This window comes from Paremcibacter congregatus, assembly GCF_006385135.1.
Taxonomy (GTDB): Bacteria; Pseudomonadota; Alphaproteobacteria; order Sphingomonadales; family Emcibacteraceae; genus Paremcibacter; species Paremcibacter congregatus.
Genome location: NZ_CP041025.1, coordinates 2,994,885 through 3,014,674 on the forward strand (window position 1 = coordinate 2,994,885; position 19,790 = coordinate 3,014,674).

The following is a 19,790-nucleotide window of genomic DNA, read 5'->3' on the forward strand; positions in this document are numbered from 1 at the left end:
TCATGATGAAGCGTGCGACACGAAAATGGATCATCGGCGGGGCGGGCATTCTACTGCCTGTCCTGCTGCTGGCCATTCTCCATATCGCCTACCCGCTTGATCTCAGTCGCTATCACAGCCTCTCGACAGAAGTGGTGGACAGAACAGGCCAACCCCTGCGTCAGTATCTCAGCGCCGATGGCTACCTGCGGCTCGCCACCCGTCCCGAGGACGTCGATCCCAATTACATCAAGATGCTGATCGCCTATGAGGACCAGCGGTTTTACAGCCATGTCGGCGTCGATCCGCTGGCGCTAATCCGGGCAACGGGACAGGCAATCAGGTCGGGCCATGTCGTCTCCGGCGCCTCGACCCTGACCATGCAGGCGGCGCGCCTGCTCGAACCACGGGACCGGACATTTTCTGCCAAACTGATCGAGATGTTCCGCGCCGTGCAGCTGGAAATCACATATAGCAAACGCGAAATCCTGTCGATCTATCTCACCCTTGCGCCCTTTGGCGGCAATCGCGAGGGGGTGCGGGCCGCAAGCCTCGGCTATTTCAATCGCCCTCCGTCACAGCTCACCGCCGGGGAAGCCGCCCTGCTGGTCGCCCTGCCTCAGTCGCCGAGCTTCACCCGGCCTGACCGCCATCCGACCCGTGCCCGCGCCGCCCGGGATAAGATCCTGCAGCGTATTCGCGACAGCAAGGCCTTTGCCCCAGACGTGATTGACCTAGCCCTGAAGGAGCCAATCAGTACACAGACCTATCCCCTGCCGCAAACCGCCCCCCATCTGGCCAACCGGCTGAAACAGGCGGCAAGGTCCTCCCGCATTGTCAGCAGCATCGACGGTGACCTGCAACGCTGGAACGAAGACGCCCTCGCCCGTTACCTGACCAAGCTGCCCGAGGGGGCCACCGCCGCCGTGGTCGTCGTGGAAAACAAAAGCCGCCAGGTGGTAAGCTATGTCGGCTCGGCTCATTTCAGTGCCGAGTCAACGGACGGTTATGTCGATATGGCGCAGGCGGTCCGATCTCCCGGATCAACGCTGAAACCGATGATTTACGGCATGGCGCTGGATCGCGGGCTTGCCCATCCGTTAAGCCTGATCCATGACGCGCCCACCGCTTTTGGCGATTATCAGCCGAAGAATTTCGAGGATACCCATTACGGTGATGTAACCTTGACGGATGCGCTGCAACTGTCCCTTAACGTCCCGGCGGTGATCGCACTGGAACGCATCGGCCCGACCCGCTTTGTCGAAAGCCTGCGCCGCGAAGGTCTCACCCTCGCCCTGCCGGGGCTCAGCCAGAAAGCCGGACTTGCCGTCGCCCTTGGCGGGGTGGGCAGCCGTCTGGATGAGCTGGTCGCCACCTATGCCGCGCTGGCCGGCGATGGCCGCCTGCAGCCACTCTCTTTTGACAAGAACAGCCCACCTTATTCGGATAAACCCCCTTTCCTTGACGAGAAAAGCCGCATCCAGCTGGCGAAAATCCTGCGCGGGGTGCGGGCCCCGGCGGGCATGATAGAAGAAGGCGTGATGCCAACCCGGCGGGATATCTCCTACAAAACCGGCACGTCATATGGGTTCCGCGACGCCTGGGCCATCGGGTATAATCGCGATTACACGGTCGGCGTCTGGATCGGCCGCCCGGACGGCGCACCGGTGCCGGGGCTGTTCGGGGCCAGCGCCGCCGCCCCTTTCCTGTTCCGCGTCTTTGACCGGTTGCCAGACGCTCCTGGCGCGCATCTTGACCATCCCGCCGCGGACAGATGGGCGGAACTTCCCCCGGCCTTGCAACGCCTTGACCGGCTGGGCAGCCGTCACCACTGGGCCCGGAAAAGTCCCCCACCGCAAATCACCTATCCGCTCACTGGCAGCCTGCTTACGCTACCGCAAGAGGGACGAAGCCTGACCTTCGAGGCCACGGGCGGCAAACGACCTTTCACCTGGGTGGTCAATGGCACGCCCCTGCCGCAAAAACGCTGGTCGCGCAAAATTTCCTGGCGTCCGGATGGGGCGGGCTTTAGCGAAATCACCCTGATCGACGCCCTTGGCCGCCGGGTGACCGCCGATATAAAAATCCAGTAAATGTGCGAAGTTTGACATCCGTCAATTTTTTGACGGGAGACACCCTTAGTCTTAGCGTTGGGATAGTTTCACAGTATATTCTTTAAGAGGTTAACTTTTGCACCAGGATAATACGCGGCATTTTTCAGACATTGCCGTCCGGAAAATTGAACATCTGAAGCAGAATCCATTGGGATTCTTTATTTCCACCATGATGGCCGGCGCTTATGTCGGCATCGGCATTATCCTGATCCTCACCTTGGGTAATGAGGCCGAGCCCTCATCCCGGAAACTGATTATGGGGTGCTTCTTCGGCATTACCCTGACCTTGATAGTTTTCGCCGGCGCCGAATTATTTTCCGGCCATACCATGTATATGACCTTCGGGTTCTTCTATCGCAAAGTACGGGCCACAACGGTTATTCTGGATTGGATCATCTGTTGGTACGGCAATCTGTTCGGGGCACTGATGCTGTCGATTCTGTTTATGCTCGGCGGCGGGGGCGGCTGGGCTGAAGACCCGACCAGCCTAGTGCACAGTCTGGCGGCGGCCAAAATGAACAGCAGCATTATTGAACTTCTCTCCCGCTCCATTATCTGTAACTGGCTGATCTGCCTCGCCATCTGGATGTCGACAAAAACCAAAAGCGATACGGCAAAATGCATCCTTATTTTCTGGTGCCTGTTTGCTTTTGTCGCCGCCGGCTTCGAACATGGCATCGCCAATATGACTGTCTTCACCATATCCATGCTGGGCCATCATCCGGAGAGCGTCACCCTGATGGGCGGTCTTTATAATCTTCTCTGGGTTTCGGTGGGCAATATCATCGGCGGTGCGGGTTTTATCGGCGTCGCCTACTATCTGACTTCCAACCCTCTTTTTCCCAAAAAAGATTAACACTGGACGGTGCGTCATAACTATTGCAATGCCTGTGCGAACAGGCTATTGATCTGTCTTCACATCGGTTATGCGGGTGTGGTTCAATGGTAGAACGAAAGCTTCCCAAGCTTTAGACGAGGGTTCGATTCCCTTCACCCGCTCCAACCTCTTCAACGCACCAACGGCGGCAACCTCATCTCACCCTGACCAGCGATATTTTCTGCCTAAAACAAATCATACAAACTCTTGCTTTTAAGATCGCCCCCATTAACCTTTCGTTTGCATCCGGTATCCTATACTCATTTTCTTTAAGGATAAAATAATGTTCGTGTATGAGGACCCCCGTGACTGAAGAAACATTTCACAACAAAAAAATACTGATTCTGGATGATGATCGGTATATGGCAGGCATACTTCGTTCCATTCTTGAAATTTTCAACATTGGACATATCAGCCTGACCGCCTCTACGGACGAGGCCATAAAATCACTCCAGAACCGGACATTTGATTGTGTCTTCGTTGACAACCTGATCAGCGCTGATAACGGTATGAATCTGGTTGAATATGTTCGTAAATCCCAGGATGATCAAAAGCGCAAGATACCAATTATCCTTTGTACCGCCTTTACCGGCCTCCGGTCCATTCTCACGGCCAGAGACACCGGCGTCACTGAAGTTCTGGCCAAGCCCATTTCCCCGGAACAGGTTATGAGTAAGCTGGGCAATGCATTATTCAATCCACGTCCTTTTATTTTTTGCGACGTTTATACCGGCCCTGATCGCCGGCGCAGAATAAACCGGGACGGAGACGTGAAAGAAAAACGTCGGACGGAAGAAGTCATTCTGGAAGATACAGAAAAACCCCCGCTTCCGCCACAGGAGACAACCCCATGAGCAAAAATCAACATACCCTCCAGCAACGTGAGATGATTCTGCGGGCACAAAATTTTCTAGACGCTGAAAGCGTTGGCTATGGCGAAAAACTGGCTGCCCTGATTGAGCAACTAAGAGCCGCGCTTGACTCCCAGGACCTGGCACAGGCGATACGAACCACTGACCTGATCCAGGGGCAGGCAGGAACCTTTGGCTGGTCTTTGGCGACCGAAGTTGCCGGATGGCTCAAACGGCTGCTCAATAAACAGAAGGAGGAGGGTATAAAAATACAGGTGAACGATCTTTTTCTCGAGAGTTTCGACCGGATCCTGACGGAGAAAATCAAAACGGAGTGTGAAGCCGCCGTGACGCTTTTGCTTCATATAGAAGCGACCCTCAAACATATCAAGGAACAGTAACCTGAATGTGGAATTTGAGGGAGCAATCATCGAAAGGGAAATGGGGCGAGTGACCGGGATTGAACCGGCGACTTCCAGAATCACAATCTGGCGCTCTAACCAACTGAGCTACACCCGCCATAGGTATAAGTGAGGCTCTTTTACGTTCCCTTTGCCACAGCGTCAAGAGAAGATTTTGTCTTTTACAATAATCTTTTTCCCAGAACTTATTTTTTCCGCTCACAACCTTGGCTTCTCTTCACAAAGCCTTAATCTGCCTATTTTTTAATCAATACTAGCATATTTTTTAGTCATACGCCTAAAAAACATCAGAAACAAATTTGATTATCGACGGAAAACTGCCCTCCTTAAAAACTGGCACGAATTATGCTTATATAGAGATCATAAATGGAAATCTTACGAAAATTCGCGTGAATTAATTTTAAAGTTTTAAGGTAAACCAGAACGATGAAAAAAATCGAAGCCATCATCAAGCCCTTCAAGCTTGATGAAGTCAAAGAAGCCCTTCATGAAGTTGGCCTGTCCGGCATTACCGTGACAGAAGCCAAAGGATTTGGCCGCCAGAAAGGCCATACCGAACTCTATCGCGGGGCAGAGTATGTCGTGGATTTCCTGCCCAAGGTTAAAATTGAAATCGTTCTCAGCGATGACCTGGTGGAACGGGCCATCGAGGCCATTCAGGTCGCGGCGAAAACCGGCCGCATCGGTGACGGCAAGATCTTTGTCAGCACCGTTGAGGAAGCCATCCGCATCCGCACCGGAGAAACCGGCGATGATGCCATTTAAGGCGGAAAACCTCCTTAACTCTATATAATACCTTTGTTATTCTCCAATTTATCGGGAAAAGAAAAAATGTCTGATGTAAATACCGTTCTTGAAATGATTAAAGAAAAAGATATTGCCTTCGTTGATCTGCGGTTCACCGACCCAAAAGGCAAATGGCAGCATCTTACGATGGATGCCAGCGTCATGGACGAGGATATGCTGGAAGAAGGCGTCATGTTTGACGGTTCCTCCATTTCCGGCTGGAAAGCTATTAATGAATCCGACATGATTCTGATGCCAGATACCAGCCATATCACCATGGATCCTTTCATGGATCATCCAACGATGGTTCTTTTCTGCTCGATCGTTGATCCGGCAACCGGAGAAGGTTATGGCCGCGATCCCCGCTCCATCGCCCAGCGCGCGGAAGAATACCTCAAATATACCGGCATTGGCGATACCGCCTATTTTGGTCCAGAACCTGAATTTTTCATGTTTGACGACGTGAAATTCAAGGTTAGCTATAACGGCTCCTCCTATTCTCTCGACGATGTCGAAGGCCCGTATAACTCCGATCGCCAGGAAGAATTCGGCAACCCGGCCCACCGTCCCGGTGTCAAAGGCGGCTACTTCCCCGTTGCCCCGGTTGACACCTGCTGCAACATTCGCGGTGAAATGGTCACCATCATGAAAGAACTCGGCCTGCCGATGGACAAACACCATCATGAAGTGGCCCCGTCACAGCATGAGCTTGGCATGATGTTCGGCACCCTCGTTCAGACCGCTGACCGGGTACAGATCAACAAATACGTCACTCATCAGGTCGCCCATGAACATGGCAAGACTGCCACCTTCATGCCAAAACCTGTTGCAGAAGATAACGGTTCAGGCATGCACACCCACATGTCCATCTGGAAAGATGGCGAGCCTCTTTTCGCCGGAAGCGGCTATGCAGACCTGTCCGACATGGCGCTGTATTATATTGGCGGCATCATCAAACATGCCAAGGCGCTGAACGCCTTCACCAATGCTTCCACCAACAGCTACAAGCGTCTGGTGCCCGGCTTTGAAGCCCCGGTTCTGCTGGCCTATTCCGCCCGCAACCGGTCCGCATCCTGCCGTATTCCATACAGCACCAGCCCGAAAGGCAAGCGTGTTGAAATCCGCTTCCCGGATCCAACAGCCAACCCGTATCTGGCCTTTGCTGCCATGATGATGGCAGGCCTTGACGGCATCGAGAATAAAATCCACCCTGGCGACGCCATGGACAAAGATCTCTATGCCCTGCCACCGGAAGAGCTGAAAGAGGTGCCGACCGTAGCGGCCTCACTTGAAGAAGCCCTAGCGGCTCTGGATGCTGATCGGGAATTCCTGAAAAAAGGCGATGTCTTCTCTGATGACCAGATTGACGCCTATATCGACCTTAAACAGGAAGAAGTTGACGCGGTTCGGGTATTGCCTCACCCGAAAGAATTCCAGCTGTATTATTCTGTATAATACACAGATGCCCGTTACATCCCCAGCCTTCGGGCTGGGGATTTTTTTTATGGCAAAATATAGCTTTTATTAGACAAATGTTAAATATTTCCGTTAAAGATGGGGCTTGGAAAGCTCCAATTCCGCAACGTAATAAAAGAAAAGCCCCCAGGGCCAGATAATAAAGACGGGTAATTTGACAAGTTATAACAGCTATATTGATAAGGTGCAGGGCAAGAACATAAATGCGCAAACCCTGCTGGCCACGGATTATCTAAACCATTTCAATGAAGTTCACATGCTCATTGACATGTTGCCCACTATGCCCGATTGCCTGGAAGACATTAAGGAGTGGGTTCCCAAAAGCTATCAGGAGCATTTCGCTGACAGTGTGTTCACGGAAAAAGATCTGGCCATAGAAGCCTTTGAACATGCCCCCGCTGAATACCGTTTGCCGTTTGAAGCCACGGTCAATGAAATGGACAGCCTTGTCCTTAAAACCATTCAGCAGGCAGAGACCTGCCTGGAACGTCAAGACACTGATCAACTGCAGAGCGTGATCAGCCAGTATACTCCGAAAATGCGCGACCTGATTGAGAAATGCGGCTGCATCATCAATGGCGAAAAACATATGACACAGCAGGACAGCATCGATCATTATTTCGATGACAATGAATCCAGCCTCGACGGCGAAGATCTCGACCAGAGTACCATTGATGACCTGTTCGGCTGATTTCTAGCCCGCGTTCGCTTGTCCGGCAAAACCTTTGGCGCAGAAATTCACCAGACGATCCCGGGTTTGCTCTCGCGTCCCCACTTTACAGGCCTTATGGGATAACAGGCTGATCCGGTCGAGATGATTGATCGTGTGATGCATTGTCCCCATGGTGAAATGAATATCCCAGTAGATATCCTCCACGCTCAACCCCGGATTTATCTTTTGCAGATAAGGCACAAACCTGTCAAAGACATCCACTTCCTGCCGCAACACATGATTCATGTCACTGGCTTCTTCGAGATAGGCCCGCGCCAGAAACCGGATATACCCTGACAATCCCATTTCCTGGTCATAAAGCCAGAAGATCGGGGGCGTTAAAATGGCGCCAAGAATTTCCTTCAGCGTCACATCGCGGCCTTCGGCCCTGGACTGCTCCTCGGCCTTCGCCAGCAGGCATAGACGTTCGTGGTTCATCTGCTTCGCCCGACGGACATACACCGCCTGAAACAACCCCTGCTTTGACCCGAAATAATAATTCACTGCGGATAGATTAACCTTGGCCTCTGTCGTAACGGTACGCACAGAAACGCTTGCATAACTACCTTCCGCGAAAAGTTTTTCCGACACATCCAGAATGCGTTCTTTCGCATCCCCCCGTATATTTTTTTTTGGTTTCATTATTTTTATACCCACCTGACAATAAGTTACCACCGTTTAAAACATACGTTTAGATATAGCTAAGCGCAAGTTGTTTCTTCAACTAGATGGCTTGGGCGGGGATAAAAGTCAGGCGGGTGGCTTATCCTGTTCGTCATCCTGTTCGTCGCCCTGCACTTCAGGCGACGTCCGAAAACGTCTGCGATGATGAATATAAGCCATAGGAATGGTTGCAATGTAAGCAAGGCCCACAACAGACATGGTGGCCCAGACATGGGTCACCAGCATGGTCGCAAAAATGGCAATCCCCAGCAAATAGAGCAACACGTAATCCCGTTTGATCGACATTTTTTTAAAGGAAAACGTCGGCAGACTGCTCACGGTCAGGGCCGCGATAATCCCGAGGTAGATCACACAAAATACCGGGTCCTTGAAAAACGCAATATCCGTCAGGAAATACAGGATCATCGGCCATAACGCCAGGGCGGCCGCGGCCGGGGCGGGAATTCCGGTAAAGTAATCGCGCTTTTCCTCGGCGTTCTGGCCTTCATTCTGGCTCATGGTATTAAACCGCGCCAGACGAAGCGCCATGGAAATGGTGAAAATCAACGCCAATAGCCAACCAACACCCTTCACATCCCGCAATGTCCAGCTGTAAAGGATCACGGCGGGCGCCACACCAAAGCTGACAATATCGGAAAGGGAGTCCAGTTCTGCACCAAAACGGGAAGAGCCTTTCAACAACCGGGCCATCCGGCCATCAAGACCGTCAAGAACCCCGGCGATCAGAATTGCCAGAACGGCCCCTTCCCAGCGCCCCAGTATAGCGAAGCGCATGGCCGACATGCCCGCACAAATCGCCAAAACGGTAATCGCATTCGGCACCAGGCTGCGCAAGGGAAAGATATGTCGGTTGTTCAGGTTGGGCATAATATGGCTTTCAGGACGGGGTTCAGGTGCGGATTTCGCCTTCGCGATCCCGTTCATTGGTTTTCTCATTGGCAATCACAGTTTCACCCGCAACTGCGCGCTGTCCGACAGCAACCATGGAATGAACACCCTTGGGCAGATAAACATCAACCCGGCTGCCGAAACGGATCAGACCAAACCGTTCGCCGGCCTTATAGTCTTTGCCATCTTCCGCCCAACACAAAATCCGCCGCGCCACAAGGCCGGCGATCTGTACAAAGGCATATTCCTTGTCCGTCTTGGATTTCAGCAGCAGGGCATGACGCTCATTATCCACACTGGCTTTTTCAAGTGATGCATTGAGGAATTTGCCCGGCGTATATACCTGTTTGAGAATCGTCCCATCAATCGGCACCCGGTTAACATGCACATCAAAAACATTCATGAAAATACTGACCCGCGTGCGGGCTTCTTCGCCAAGCCCCAGTTCCTGAGGCGGCACCGCCGCACAGACGGATTGCACGACACCATCGGCCGGGCTGACGACCAGGCCCTCCTTAATCGGTGTAACCCGCTGCGGATCACGAAAGAAATAAGCACACCAAATGGTCAGAAGAAGGCCAAGCGCCCCCAGAAGATCAATACCCAGAAGATAAAAAAGGACAGTGACCGCCCCAAATCCCAAGATAAATTTATGACCTTCTTTATGAAAATAGCCAATTACGGCAGGTATGTTATCCATGACATTATCCAATTCTTTATTTATCTGCTATTTGTAATGCAGTCGGTGCCGTTCATCAAACTTTTTTATCAAGCTTCGAAGGCAACTCATCCAGTTCTTCCAGTTTTTGCAACACGGCTGTGGCTTCTTTTTGTTTCTGCCACATGCTGAAATAGGCGCCCTTGCGTGTCAGAAGATCATCGTGGGTGCCGCGCTCAACAATTTCACCCGCATCCAGAACGATAATCTCATTGGCATTGACAATGGTCGACAGGCGATGGGCAATCACGATCGTCGTACGGCTCTCGGAAATCTTTTCCAGCGCCTGCTGAATACCAAGTTCCGTTTCGCTGTCCAGCGCGGAGGTCGCCTCATCCAGCAACAGGATCGCAGGATCCTTCAGAATCGTGCGGGCAATCGCCACCCGCTGCTTTTCTCCGCCTGATAGTTTTAGGCCGCGTTCACCGACTTCGCTGTCATATCCTTCGGGCAGGCCCATGACGAAATCATGGATCTGGGCATGCCTGGCCGCGTTCTCGACTTCTTCATCGGTGGCGTCCGGGCGGCCATAGCGGATGTTATAGCGAATCGTGTCATTAAACAGCACCGTATCCTGTGGCACGACGCCGATTTGCTGACGCAGGCTTTTTTGGGTGACGTCTTTTATATCCTGGCCATCCACCAGTATCCGCCCCGCCGTGATATCATAAAAACGGAACAGAATGCGCGAAATCGTTGATTTCCCGGCGCCGCTGGCCCCGACAATCGCGGTGGTGGTTCCGGCATCAACCGTAAAGGAAACATCCTTCAGGATTTTCCTATTTTCCGCGTAATGAAAAGACACATTTTCAAATTCCACCGCCCCGCCATTGATCTTCAGCGTCGCGGCATCCGGCGCATCATTAATATCGGATTGCTGTCGGATCATCCCGAACATTTTTTCCATATCCACCAGGGCCTGTTTAATCTCCCGGTAAACAAAGCCGAGAAAATTCAGCGGCATATAAATCTGGATCAACAACGAATTCACCAGCACGAATTCACCGATGGTGAAACGACCATCAACCACCCCTTGCCCCGCCATCAGCAATACAATCACCAAACCTGCTGAAATGATAATACTCTGCCCAACATTGAGCAGTGCCAGTGACGCCTGGCTGCGCACCGACGCCTTTTCAAATTTTGCCAGCGCCACATCATAACGGCGCGCTTCATGTGCTTCATTGGTGAAATATTTCACTGTTTCAAAGTTAAGCAAACTGTCGATCGCCTTGGTATTGGCGTCGGTATCCTGCTTGTTCATTTCCCGGCGGAATTTCAGCCGCCAATCGGTGATGTAAATGGTGAAAAAGATATAACTGACCAGACACCCGAAGGTAACCAGAGCGTAGAGAAAACCAAACTTCGTCCAGAAGACCGCCGTGATCAGAACAATTTCCAGCAAGGTCGGTAAAATATTGAACAGCATAAACCGCAACAGAAAATCAATCCCGCGGGTCCCTCTCTCGATCACACGACTAAGCCCCCCGGTTTTACGCTCCATATGGAAACTCAGGGATAAATTATGCAAATGACGAAAGGTGTTCAGCGCAACATTGCGCAGGGCATTCTGCCCCACCTTGGCGAACACCGCATCCCGGATTTCGCCAAAAAACAGGCTCATGATCCGCGCCAGACCATAGCCCAGCACCACAGCAACCGGCAGGACAAGCACCACGGCCTTTGCATCGGCCTGAAAATTCGGAGTCAGGGCATCCACCGCATCCTTAAACAGGAACGGGACATAAATGCCAATCAGTTTTGCCGTCACCAGAAAGATCATCGCGAAAACCACCCGGGTCCGCAAATCCCAGCGCCCCTTCATCCAGACGAAGGGCAGCAGGCTTTTGATGGTATGCCAATGGTTTTCGCTTCCGTCCTCGGCAGCAGTTTTGGGGTCGGTTTGGTTGGAAGATGTATGGTGCGCCACTGATTTTCCCTGATGATTTCATTCTGTTTTTTTATGCCATAACTGACTAACTATACAGATATGGGAAACATTTACAGTATTTTAAGTCTCTCATCATAATATTCAAGAGAAGCCGTCTTCATTCACATTTGACGGATCGATTTCGATTGTATTTAAGTTCGGGAAAAGCACGTGACCGCAGCCATTAAACCAGACAAGACCTCGGCGACTGAAAAAACCAACCTGCTGAATCTTGATGATTTGCTCACGGAAATTGCACATAATGTAACCGGAAACAGTATTCAGCTTCCCGCTCATTTTAAATTTGACTGGCATGGCATTCATTTCGCCGGACAGGTTCTTCCATCACAGAACGGCCAGAAATCCTCCCTGAATTTGGTGGCAAACCTGGGCTACATCCCGTTCAGTGCAGAAAACAAAGAACGCCGCAGAACATTGATCACCACCTTCACTCCCCTGTTTATGAAGGGTGAATACAGCCTGTCAACCAGCAGTCAGATCCAGATGATCCTGCTCACGGAATTCACCGGCAGCGTCAGCGCCCGGCGGCTGATGGAAGTCATCACCCTGACCCTGCTCGACCTGCAGGAAGATCTGAAAGATATTCATAAATCCATTTCCGCCTAAGGGAATTCCCGGCAGGAAGGCTTATTCCGAGGCCGGCGGCTTCGGCAATGCGAATTTCTGCCCGGGATAAATCAAATTCGGGTCTTTGATCTGCGTCTTGTTGGCGCCAAAAATCAGCGTATAATGAAACCCGGATCCATATAGCCGGCGGGCGATATGCCACAGGCTGTTGCCTGGCCGGACAATCACTTCCCCTTTGGCGCGTGCATTATCCAATGCCACACCACGGGTAAAGGGCTGTTCAATCCGCACCTCCACATCATCGCCGTCCAATAACTGGTCAATACGGATAACATGTTCCTGATCGTCCAGAGTCTTATCAAACGTGTGGGACCAGCTCCCTTCTTCCGATGCGGTGACATCGGCAAGATATGCATTGTCCATATAAAGCCGTACCCGGGAATTGCTGGCCGCGGTTCCCGAAATGATCACATTTGACACCCCGTCATAGTCCAGGGAATCCAGCGACAATCCCTTCGCCATATCACTGAAGTTCACCAGCCGAGGCTTTTGCAGAACCCGTGTCGGGCCACCGCCCATCCGCGGGCTTAAAATCGCAATAACCCCACTTGTCTCATCTTCAAGGAACCGTTCTTCATCCCGCTCTGGGACCGCGACAATGACCACATCACTGGAAAACACTTCGAATTTGCCCGGCATCCGCGATTTCAAACTAAGTTCCGTTGGTCCGCTCGGCAACGGATTATCAAACAGGAGCACCCATTCGCCATTGCGGTCCGCGACGGCAGAACCGATTTCCTTGTCGCGGGCATAAATGAAAATATCGCTATTGGGTTCCGCCCGTCCGGCGATCACGCCAGTGCCATTGCGGCTGATCCGCACCACATCAAAACTGGGCAGAATGGTGCTGACCGGTTCCTGCGCCGTGGTGTTATTATCTTTCGATGGTGTCTCGACAACCGTCGGGGCAACGGGTTCTGACCGGAAGAAATCCCGGGCCCCGTCCTCGGCAAAGAACAGGATCCAGGCCACGGCTGTGATCGCAACTACAGCAAGAAGTCCCAAGCTGGCTCTTAACACCCAGTCTGATCCGTTTTTTTCCCGCTTGAAGGAATTCTTCGATTGTTGCTCAGTCAATTACTCACCAAATCCGAAAATTAAGAAAAGCCTATAGGTTTCAAGAAAAAACGCAGGCTATTTATTTAAAAAACGCAGGAATATATACTGCATCGCGTTACAAATGTCAGTATCAATTTAAAATCGGTCCTGCTTTATCGTTTATTCATCATCAAATATGCTTTACTCTTAAGGACATGAATAAGAACAAACCTTGTCAAAACTGTGACTTTCCTCAATGATTAACCAAATTCCTTCCCGGAGCACTATCACACATAAACCATAAAGGGCACTACTTAAAAATGGCACACATCAATTCTATCTGCGTTTATTGCGGCTCTCGACCAGGACGCAATGGCCGGTTCAGCAAAATGGCGAAAGAGTTCGGGGAACTGCTGGCCGCCGAAAAAATCCGTCTGGTTTACGGCGGCGGCAATGTCGGATTGATGGGAGTCATCGCCAACAGCGTCATGACCGCTGGCGGTATGGTCACAGGCATTATTCCACAACATCTTGACGAGGAGGAAGTCGGCCTCAAAGACGCCACGGATTTTTACGTCGTCGATAACATGCATGACCGCAAACGGATGATGTTTGATCATTCAGACGCCTTCGTCGCCCTGCCCGGCAGCATAGGTACCCTGGACGAAACCATTGAAGTCATCACCTGGAAACAGCTGCAATTGCACGCCAAACCAATTGTGATCGTCAATGTCGATGGCTATTGGGACCCTCTTCTCACCCTGATCGATAACTGCATCACGGAAGAATTCACCAGCCCCGCCACCCGCGGCCTGTTTCATGTGGTCAGCAGCGTGACCGAGGTGGTGCCGTACCTGAAATCTCTGCCGGAAATTAATCAGGAAACCAAAAACACACTGATTTAGTCGAAGAATCGTACCTGAGCCGTGTTTCTGCTCTTCACATTGCAGTGCAGCAATGCTAGTTTGCAGCCAGAATCATAAAATAAGCTAAAAAACGCATCATATGGCGCATCACGCGCATATTCACGATGGGAATGAGAGGCGCCAAACCTCATTGTATATTCCTGAAACCCAGGCACAGATTTTCCGTGCCGCTGTTACATTAAGGGGTCATTATGGCTAAAATTAAAGTAGAAAATCCTGTTGTCGAACTCGACGGCGATGAAATGACACGCATCATCTGGGCGTGGATTAAAGACAAGCTTATTCACCCTTATCTTGATATTGATCTGAAATATTATGACCTCGGCATCGAAAAACGCGATGAAACCGACGACCAGATCACCATTGATGCGGCAAACGCCATCAAACAGTATGGCGTCGGCGTCAAATGCGCCACCATCACCCCTGATGAGCAACGCGTTGAAGAATTCGGCCTGAAAAAAATGTGGCGTTCGCCGAACGGTACGATCCGTAACATTCTGGGCGGCACCGTCTTCCGTGAGCCGATCATTTGTTCCAACGTACCACGTCTGGTGCCTGGCTGGACTGACCCGATTGTCATCGGTCGCCACGCGTTCGGCGACCAATATCGCGCCACCGACTTCAAGGTACCCGGCGCCGGTAAACTGACCATCAAATTCCAGCCTGAAGATGGCGGTGAAGCCATCGAACATGAAGTTTTCAACTTCGAAAGTTCAGGCGTGGCCATGGCCATGTATAACCTGGATGACAGCATCCGCGATTTTGCCCGTGCGTCCTTGAATTACGGCCTGAAGCGCGGCTGGCCTGTTTACCTGAGCACCAAGAACACCATCCTGAAGGCCTATGATGGCCGCTTTAAGGATCTGTTCGAGGAAATTTACCAGGCCGAATTCGCGGCCAAGTTTGCGGAAGCCGGCATCACCTACGAACATCGTCTGATTGATGACATGGTCGCCTGCGCCATGAAATGGAACGGTAAATTCGTCTGGGCCTGTAAAAACTATGACGGCGACGTGCAGTCCGACACCGTGGCCCAGGGCTTTGGTTCCCTCGGCCTGATGACGTCAGCCCTGATGACACCGGATGGGTCCGTGGTCGAAGCCGAAGCCGCCCATGGTACCGTCACCCGTCACTACCGCATGCATCAGCAGGGCAAGGAAACATCCACCAACCCGATCGCGTCGATCTTTGCCTGGACCGGTGGCCTCAATCATCGCGCCAAACTGGACGGCAATGAAGAACTGGCCAACTTTGCGTCTACTCTGGAGCGGGTTTGTGTCGAAACCGTTGAAAGCGGTTACATGACCAAGGATCTGGCGCTTCTTGTCGGACCGGATCAGGCCTGGCTGACGTCCAAGCAGTTCTTCGACAAAATTGACGAGAACCTGCAAAAAGCCATGGCATAACGCCTTTACCGACTTTTTTGCTTAAACATTACGATCCCGCGCTTTAGAGTTTCAAGCGCGGGATTTTTTTTAACGGGCGGCTCTGTCTGTTTCTGGCGACAAGACCCCGCCCCTAGATATCTTCAGGCAGATCGGCCTGGCCAAAATCCTCGTGCGGCATCTGACGGTATGAATCTTTAATCCGCTGCTTCAGATCGGGGTTTTCATCAAGAAGATGATGAAACTCGCTGCCGTCCAGAATAAACAAATGACATTTGCTGGCCGTGACATAATTGGCCGTATATGTCGTCTTCTCCATCAATGACTTGGCGCCAAAAAAACCGCCCTCCTCCAGGACAATGGAATCTCCGCCATTTCTCTGCACCACTTTGCCCGAAACGATCAAATACATCTTGTCGGCCCGACTGCCTTTCGTAGCGGCGACATAGCCCTTTTCCACCACGCGGGAGCTTAAATTGCGGGCGATGTCGCGGATAACGCCGGCATCCAGCCCCTTAAACAAAGGCACATTGGCCACAAGCCCCCAGCGGATCACGAAATCACGCTGGTGAATTTCATTGGCAAAACCCGAGGCAATGATCCCCACCGGCAAAGCATAGACACAAACGCCAAATATCATCACCACACCACCAAACAGACGCCCCCAGGCGGTCAGTGGCACGACATCGCCATATCCCACCGTCGTCAGTGTCGCCAGCGCCCACCACAACGCGTCAGGAATCGTGCCAAAAGCCTGCGGCTGCACATTCCGTTCAAGGTTATACATCACCGTCGCCGAAAAGCTCGCCAGGCCTAGCCCAATGATCAAAGTCGCCAGCAGCGCCCGCCGTTCGGCATATAGCACACTGCCCAGTGATGCCAACGCCGGCGAATAACGCATCAGCTTAAACAATCGCAACAGGCGGAATATCCGTAACAGACGTAAATCCACCCCGACGGCAAACAGCAATGACGGGGCAATCGCGATAAAATCAATGACCATCAGGGGCGACGTCATAAACTTGAGCCGAAATCTGCCCTTACCCGGCGCCTCGGGCTGTGCGCGATGCTCCACCGCGACCCATATGCGCAGCAAATATTCCACCGTGAAAATCCCTAAGGAGAAAATTTCGAACCCCAAAAATGCCGGACCGTATTCAGCGTCAAGAGCGGGAATGGTATCCAGCATGACCGCCATGACGTTAAGCACGATCAAGCCGACCATAAAGTGATCGAACAGACGGGCAGCACGATGGCTGCTCAGACCCATTTCAATCACTTCGAACAAGATGCGCCGAAACGTCTTTTGTATTTTTTTCATAGCCTCTCCCGCGCCGTAGGGCTTAATCATGCAGGGAGATGTTATAGGGTTTCCAGCAACTCTTCAATGGCCGAAAGCGCCTCTGCCGCCTTGGCCCCGTCCGGACCACCGGCCTGGGCCATATCGGGGCGACCGCCGCCGCCCTTGCCGCCAACAGCCGCGGCACCAACCCGCACCAGATCAACCGCACTGACGCTGCCCTTCAGGTCATCGGTAACGGCTGTTAAAACTCCGGCCTTGCCGTCATTGACCGCGATCAGGGCGATCACGCCTGAACCGATTTGCTGCTTGGCCTCATCGGCAAAACCACGCAGGTCTTTTGGCTGCACCCCGTCAAGCACCCGGCCAAGGAACTTATACTGCCCCACAGTCTTGATTTCAGCACCGTCCCCGCCGACGCTGCCGCCCATGGCCGCCTTCTTGCGCAGCTCGGTCATTTCCTTTTCCGTCGCCTTGCGGTCCTCCAGCAGCGCCGCAATGCGGTCGGCCAATTGCGCCGGAGTCGATTTCACCAGCGCCACCGCGTCCTGTAAATGACTTTCCTGCTGCAGACTATATTCAAGCGCCGCCGCCCCGGTCAGGGCTTCCAGACGCCGAACGCCAGAGGCCACTGCGCCTTCCGCCACAAGCCGGAGCAACCCGATATCGCCGGTCCGCGCCACATGGGTGCCGCCACAGAGTTCAACAGAATAATTGACCCCCGCATCCACAATATCGCCCATGGAAACCACCCGGACCTCGTCACCGTATTTCTCGCCGAACAGAGCCATTGCCCCGGTCTCGATGGCTTCATCCGGAGTCATCAACTGGGTTGTCACAGCGCTATTCTGACGAATGATGCGGTTGACTTCCCGTTCAATGGCGTGTTTTACCTGAAGTGAAAGAGCTTTGTTATGGCTAAAATCAAACCGCAGGCGGTCCGCCGCAACCATTGATCCCTTCTGGGTCACATGATCGCCAAGATGTTTACGCAGCACCGCGTGCAGGATATGGGTCGCAGAGTGATTGGCGCGCATCGCGTCCCGGTGATCGCCCTCCACTTCCAGATCAACAATATCGCCCACCGCCAATGCGCCGGCCGTCACGGTCGCCTGATGCACATGAAGTTTCCCGAGCTTCTTCATCGTATCAGAGACTTCCGCCCGTAACTTACTGTCGCCGGTGCCGGTCAGGGTTCCCACATCGCCCATTTGCCCCCCGGATTCACCGTAAAACGGTGTCTGGTTGGTCAGAACTTCCACCACATCACCAACCTCGGCCTGCTCAATTTTAACGCCGTCCTTGACAATCTGCAGCACTTTGCCCTCTGCATGCAGGGTCGCATACCCAAGAAATTCAGTGGCGCCGAACTCTTCATTGGCTTCGAACCAGATTTCCTCGGTCGCCGCACTGCCGGACCCCTTCCAGGCGGCGCGCGCCTCGGCCTTCTGCTTTGCCATCGCCGCCGTGAAACCCGCCTCATCGACCGAAAACCCCTGGGTCCGGAGCGCATCCTGGGTCAGGTCAAGCGGGAAACCATATGTATCATAGAGTTTGAAGGCAATCTCGCCGTCCAGTTGCCCGCCTTCGGACAGTTTGGTGACTTCATCATCCAGCAGCCGCAAGCCACGTTCCAGCGTTTTCTTGAAACGCAATTCCTCCAGCTTCAGGGTTTCGCTGATCAGGGCTTCCGCCCGCACCAGTTCCGGAAACGCCTGTCCCATTTCCTGAATAAGCGTCGGCACCAGACGGTACATCAACGGCTTCTCGCAACCAATCAGATGCGCATGGCGCATGCCCCGGCGCATGATCCGGCGCAACACATAACCGCGGCCTTCATTGGACGGCAAGACCCCGTCAGCAATCAGAAAACAACTGGACCGCAGATGATCGGCAATCACCCGGTGCGAGATATTCTTATCGCCGTAGGCCGCGACACCGCTTTCCTGAGCGGAGGCCTCAATCAAATGTTTAAACAGATCGGTTTCATAATTGTCATGGGTGCCCTGCAAAACCGCGGCGATCCGCTCCAGCCCCATACCGGTATCAATACAGGGTTTCGGCAGGTCAAGACGCGATCCATCCGCCTGCTGATCATATTGCATGAACACCAGGTTCCAGATTTCCACAAAGCGGTCCCCGTCTTCATCAGGGCTTCCCGGAGGCCCCCCGGCAATATGGGCGCCATGATCATAGAATATTTCGGAACAGGGCCCGCACGGTCCCGTATCCCCCATGGACCAGAAATTATCCGAGGTGGCGATGCGGATAATGCGTTCATCCGGTAATTTGGCGATCTTCTTCCATAAATCATAGGCTTCGTCATCTTCATGATATACCGTCACCAACAGCCGATCCGGGTCAATGCCATACTGTTCGGTAATCAGGGTCCAGGCATGCCGAATGGCGTCTTCCTTAAAATAATCGCCGAACGAAAAATTACCCAGCATCTCGAAAAAAGTATGGTGACGGGCGGTATAACCAACATTGTCCAGATCGTTATGCTTGCCGCCGGCCCGAACACATTTCTGGCTCGACGCCGCCCGGACATAAGGACGGGTCTCCGCCCCGGTAAAGACATTCTTGAAAGGCACCATACCCGCGTTGGTGAACATCAACGTCGGATCATTCTGCGGCACCAAAGGTCCACTGGGCACGACCTCATGGTCCTGCCCTGCGAAATAATCCAAGAAGATCTTCCGGATTTCATTTGTGCCCTTCATGGCGCATCCCTTTCAACAAATTACAAACACGGTATATTTTCTATGAGTTTTAGCCATATCGCCAGTCCCTGTCTAGCGATGGTTATCAGGAGAGCGAAAAAACCCGCCAAATTATGGCCCCACGCCCGTTCTGAAAATATTTCCCGACCTCGCCCGCAAGGAGGAAAGCGCAACAAGCCCCAAAGGATGGTGCTGCAAACAAACAACGCCCATAGGACGGTTATTCAAAAAAAGAGGGCGCCCATAGGGCGGCTGGGTCAAAAAAAGAGGGCGCCCATAGGGCGGCGGGGTCAAAAAAAGAGGGCGCCCATAGGGCGCCCGGAGACAGTTGGA

At 52.6% G+C, this 19,790-nt stretch carries 17 protein-coding genes and 2 tRNA genes; 11 read left to right on the plus strand and 8 right to left on the minus strand.

The annotated features are described in order from the left end of the window. The first annotated feature begins 2 nt into the window (after positions 1-2). The 5 genes from pbpC (at position 3) to FIV45_RS13185 (ending at position 4,222) form a co-directional block, all read left to right on the plus strand. On the plus strand, positions 3-2,072 hold the full coding sequence (gene pbpC / locus FIV45_RS13165) for a penicillin-binding protein 1C (RefSeq protein ID WP_099475277.1): 2,070 nt from the start codon (positions 3-5) through the stop codon (positions 2,070-2,072). Between the two features lie 97 nt (positions 2,073-2,169). Beyond that, positions 2,170-2,949, plus strand: a complete 780-nt coding sequence (locus tag FIV45_RS13170; protein ID WP_099475276.1) for a formate/nitrite transporter family protein — start codon at positions 2,170-2,172, stop codon at positions 2,947-2,949. A 72-nt stretch (positions 2,950-3,021) separates the two neighbouring features. Next, positions 3,022-3,095 (plus strand) — tRNA-Gly (locus tag FIV45_RS13175). Positions 3,096-3,275: 180 nt separating this feature from the next. Further along, positions 3,276-3,824: a response regulator gene (locus FIV45_RS13180; RefSeq protein WP_165777118.1), complete on the plus strand. Its 549-nt coding sequence runs from the start codon at positions 3,276-3,278 to the stop codon at positions 3,822-3,824. Then, a complete protein-coding gene (locus FIV45_RS13185; RefSeq protein ID WP_099475274.1) occupies positions 3,821-4,222 on the plus strand; it encodes an Hpt domain-containing protein in 402 nt (133 codons plus the stop codon). Before FIV45_RS13180 ends, FIV45_RS13185 begins: the two co-directional genes overlap by 4 nt. A 41-nt stretch (positions 4,223-4,263) precedes the next feature. Here the strand turns inward: FIV45_RS13185 and FIV45_RS13190 are convergent. After that, positions 4,264-4,340 (minus strand) — tRNA-His (locus FIV45_RS13190). 329 nt (positions 4,341-4,669) lie between these two features. On the opposite strand from FIV45_RS13190, the gene FIV45_RS13195 reads away from it, so the two are divergent. From FIV45_RS13195 to FIV45_RS13205, 3 genes are all read left to right on the plus strand, one after another. After that, positions 4,670-5,008 (plus strand): P-II family nitrogen regulator, encoded by a 339-nt coding sequence (locus FIV45_RS13195; RefSeq protein ID WP_099475273.1) that lies wholly within the window; start codon positions 4,670-4,672, stop codon positions 5,006-5,008. A 66-nt stretch (positions 5,009-5,074) separates the two neighbouring features. Further along, complete coding sequence (glnA, locus tag FIV45_RS13200) at positions 5,075-6,484, plus strand: type I glutamate--ammonia ligase (RefSeq protein WP_099475272.1); 1,410 nt, start codon at positions 5,075-5,077, stop codon at positions 6,482-6,484. 175 nt (positions 6,485-6,659) lie between these two features. Beyond that, positions 6,660-7,196, plus strand: coding sequence for a hypothetical protein (locus tag FIV45_RS13205; protein WP_099475271.1), 537 nt, complete (start codon positions 6,660-6,662; stop codon positions 7,194-7,196). 3 nt (positions 7,197-7,199) lie between these two features. On the opposite strand, the gene FIV45_RS13210 is transcribed toward FIV45_RS13205, so the two are convergent. The 4 genes from FIV45_RS13210 to FIV45_RS13225 form a co-directional block, all read right to left on the minus strand. After that, positions 7,200-7,859 carry a TetR/AcrR family transcriptional regulator gene (locus FIV45_RS13210; RefSeq protein WP_099475270.1) on the minus strand — a complete coding sequence of 220 codons (660 nt, stop codon included), beginning with the start codon at positions 7,857-7,859 and terminating at the stop codon, positions 7,200-7,202. A 108-nt stretch (positions 7,860-7,967) separates the two neighbouring features. Continuing rightward, a complete protein-coding gene (locus FIV45_RS13215; protein WP_165777117.1) occupies positions 7,968-8,825 on the minus strand; it encodes a CDP-alcohol phosphatidyltransferase family protein in 858 nt (285 codons plus the stop codon). After that, entirely contained in the window at positions 8,791-9,489 is a 699-nt protein-coding gene (locus tag FIV45_RS13220) for a phosphatidylserine decarboxylase (protein WP_099475268.1), read from the minus strand. The genes FIV45_RS13215 and FIV45_RS13220 overlap by 35 nt, the downstream gene beginning before the upstream one ends. A 55-nt stretch (positions 9,490-9,544) precedes the next feature. Then, positions 9,545-11,437: an ABCB family ABC transporter ATP-binding protein/permease gene (locus tag FIV45_RS13225; RefSeq protein ID WP_235868193.1), complete on the minus strand. Its 1,893-nt coding sequence runs from the start codon at positions 11,435-11,437 to the stop codon at positions 9,545-9,547. A 171-nt stretch (positions 11,438-11,608) separates the two neighbouring features. Here FIV45_RS13225 and FIV45_RS13230 point away from each other — a divergent pair, with 171 nt between their 5' ends. Next, positions 11,609-12,064: a hypothetical protein gene (locus FIV45_RS13230; protein ID WP_099475267.1), complete on the plus strand. Its 456-nt coding sequence runs from the start codon at positions 11,609-11,611 to the stop codon at positions 12,062-12,064. A gap of 21 nt (positions 12,065-12,085) precedes the next feature. Here FIV45_RS13230 and FIV45_RS13235 read toward each other — a convergent pair whose 3' ends face one another. After that, positions 12,086-13,162: a LysM peptidoglycan-binding domain-containing protein gene (locus tag FIV45_RS13235; protein ID WP_133118623.1), complete on the minus strand. Its 1,077-nt coding sequence runs from the start codon at positions 13,160-13,162 to the stop codon at positions 12,086-12,088. Between the two features lie 281 nt (positions 13,163-13,443). Here FIV45_RS13235 and FIV45_RS13240 point away from each other — a divergent pair, with 281 nt between their 5' ends. Together FIV45_RS13240 and FIV45_RS13245 are read left to right on the plus strand one after the other, a co-directional pair. Next, positions 13,444-14,028 carry an LOG family protein gene (locus FIV45_RS13240; RefSeq protein WP_099475265.1) on the plus strand — a complete coding sequence of 195 codons (585 nt, stop codon included), beginning with the start codon at positions 13,444-13,446 and terminating at the stop codon, positions 14,026-14,028. A 212-nt stretch (positions 14,029-14,240) separates the two neighbouring features. Then, on the plus strand, positions 14,241-15,455 hold the full coding sequence (locus FIV45_RS13245; protein WP_099475264.1) for an NADP-dependent isocitrate dehydrogenase: 1,215 nt from the start codon (positions 14,241-14,243) through the stop codon (positions 15,453-15,455). A 112-nt stretch (positions 15,456-15,567) separates the two neighbouring features. On the opposite strand, the gene FIV45_RS18885 is transcribed toward FIV45_RS13245, so the two are convergent. Then, a complete protein-coding gene (locus FIV45_RS18885; protein ID WP_165777116.1) occupies positions 15,568-16,755 on the minus strand; it encodes a cyclic nucleotide-gated ion channel in 1,188 nt (395 codons plus the stop codon). Positions 16,756-16,796: 41 nt separating this feature from the next. After that, positions 16,797-19,457, minus strand: coding sequence for an alanine--tRNA ligase (gene alaS / locus FIV45_RS13255; RefSeq protein WP_099475262.1), 2,661 nt, complete (start codon positions 19,455-19,457; stop codon positions 16,797-16,799). Positions 19,458-19,790 lie beyond the last annotated feature (333 nt).

Bases quoted from the DNA above. Each gene is read 5' to 3' on its own strand.
- pbpC (WP_099475277.1), top strand. From the start codon at position 3: ATGATGAAGCGTGCGACACGAAAATGGATCATCGGCGGGGCGGGCATT.
- FIV45_RS13185 (WP_099475274.1), top strand. From the start codon at position 3,821: ATGAGCAAAAATCAACATACCCTCCAGCAACGTGAGATGATTCTGCGG.
- FIV45_RS13195 (WP_099475273.1), top strand. From the start codon at position 4,670: ATGAAAAAAATCGAAGCCATCATCAAGCCCTTCAAGCTTGATGAAGTC.
- glnA (WP_099475272.1), top strand. From the start codon at position 5,075: ATGTCTGATGTAAATACCGTTCTTGAAATGATTAAAGAAAAAGATATT.
- FIV45_RS13210 (WP_099475270.1), bottom strand. From the start codon at position 7,859: ATGAAACCAAAAAAAAATATACGGGGGGATGCGAAAGAACGCATTCTG.
- FIV45_RS13215 (WP_165777117.1), bottom strand. From the start codon at position 8,825: ATGAACGGGATCGCGAAGGCGAAATCCGCACCTGAACCCCGTCCTGAA.
- FIV45_RS13220 (WP_099475268.1), bottom strand. From the start codon at position 9,489: ATGGATAACATACCTGCCGTAATTGGCTATTTTCATAAAGAAGGTCAT.
- FIV45_RS13240 (WP_099475265.1), top strand. From the start codon at position 13,444: ATGGCACACATCAATTCTATCTGCGTTTATTGCGGCTCTCGACCAGGA.
- FIV45_RS13245 (WP_099475264.1), top strand. From the start codon at position 14,241: ATGGCTAAAATTAAAGTAGAAAATCCTGTTGTCGAACTCGACGGCGAT.
- FIV45_RS18885 (WP_165777116.1), bottom strand. From the start codon at position 16,755: ATGAAAAAAATACAAAAGACGTTTCGGCGCATCTTGTTCGAAGTGATT.
- alaS (WP_099475262.1), bottom strand. From the start codon at position 19,457: ATGAAGGGCACAAATGAAATCCGGAAGATCTTCTTGGATTATTTCGCA.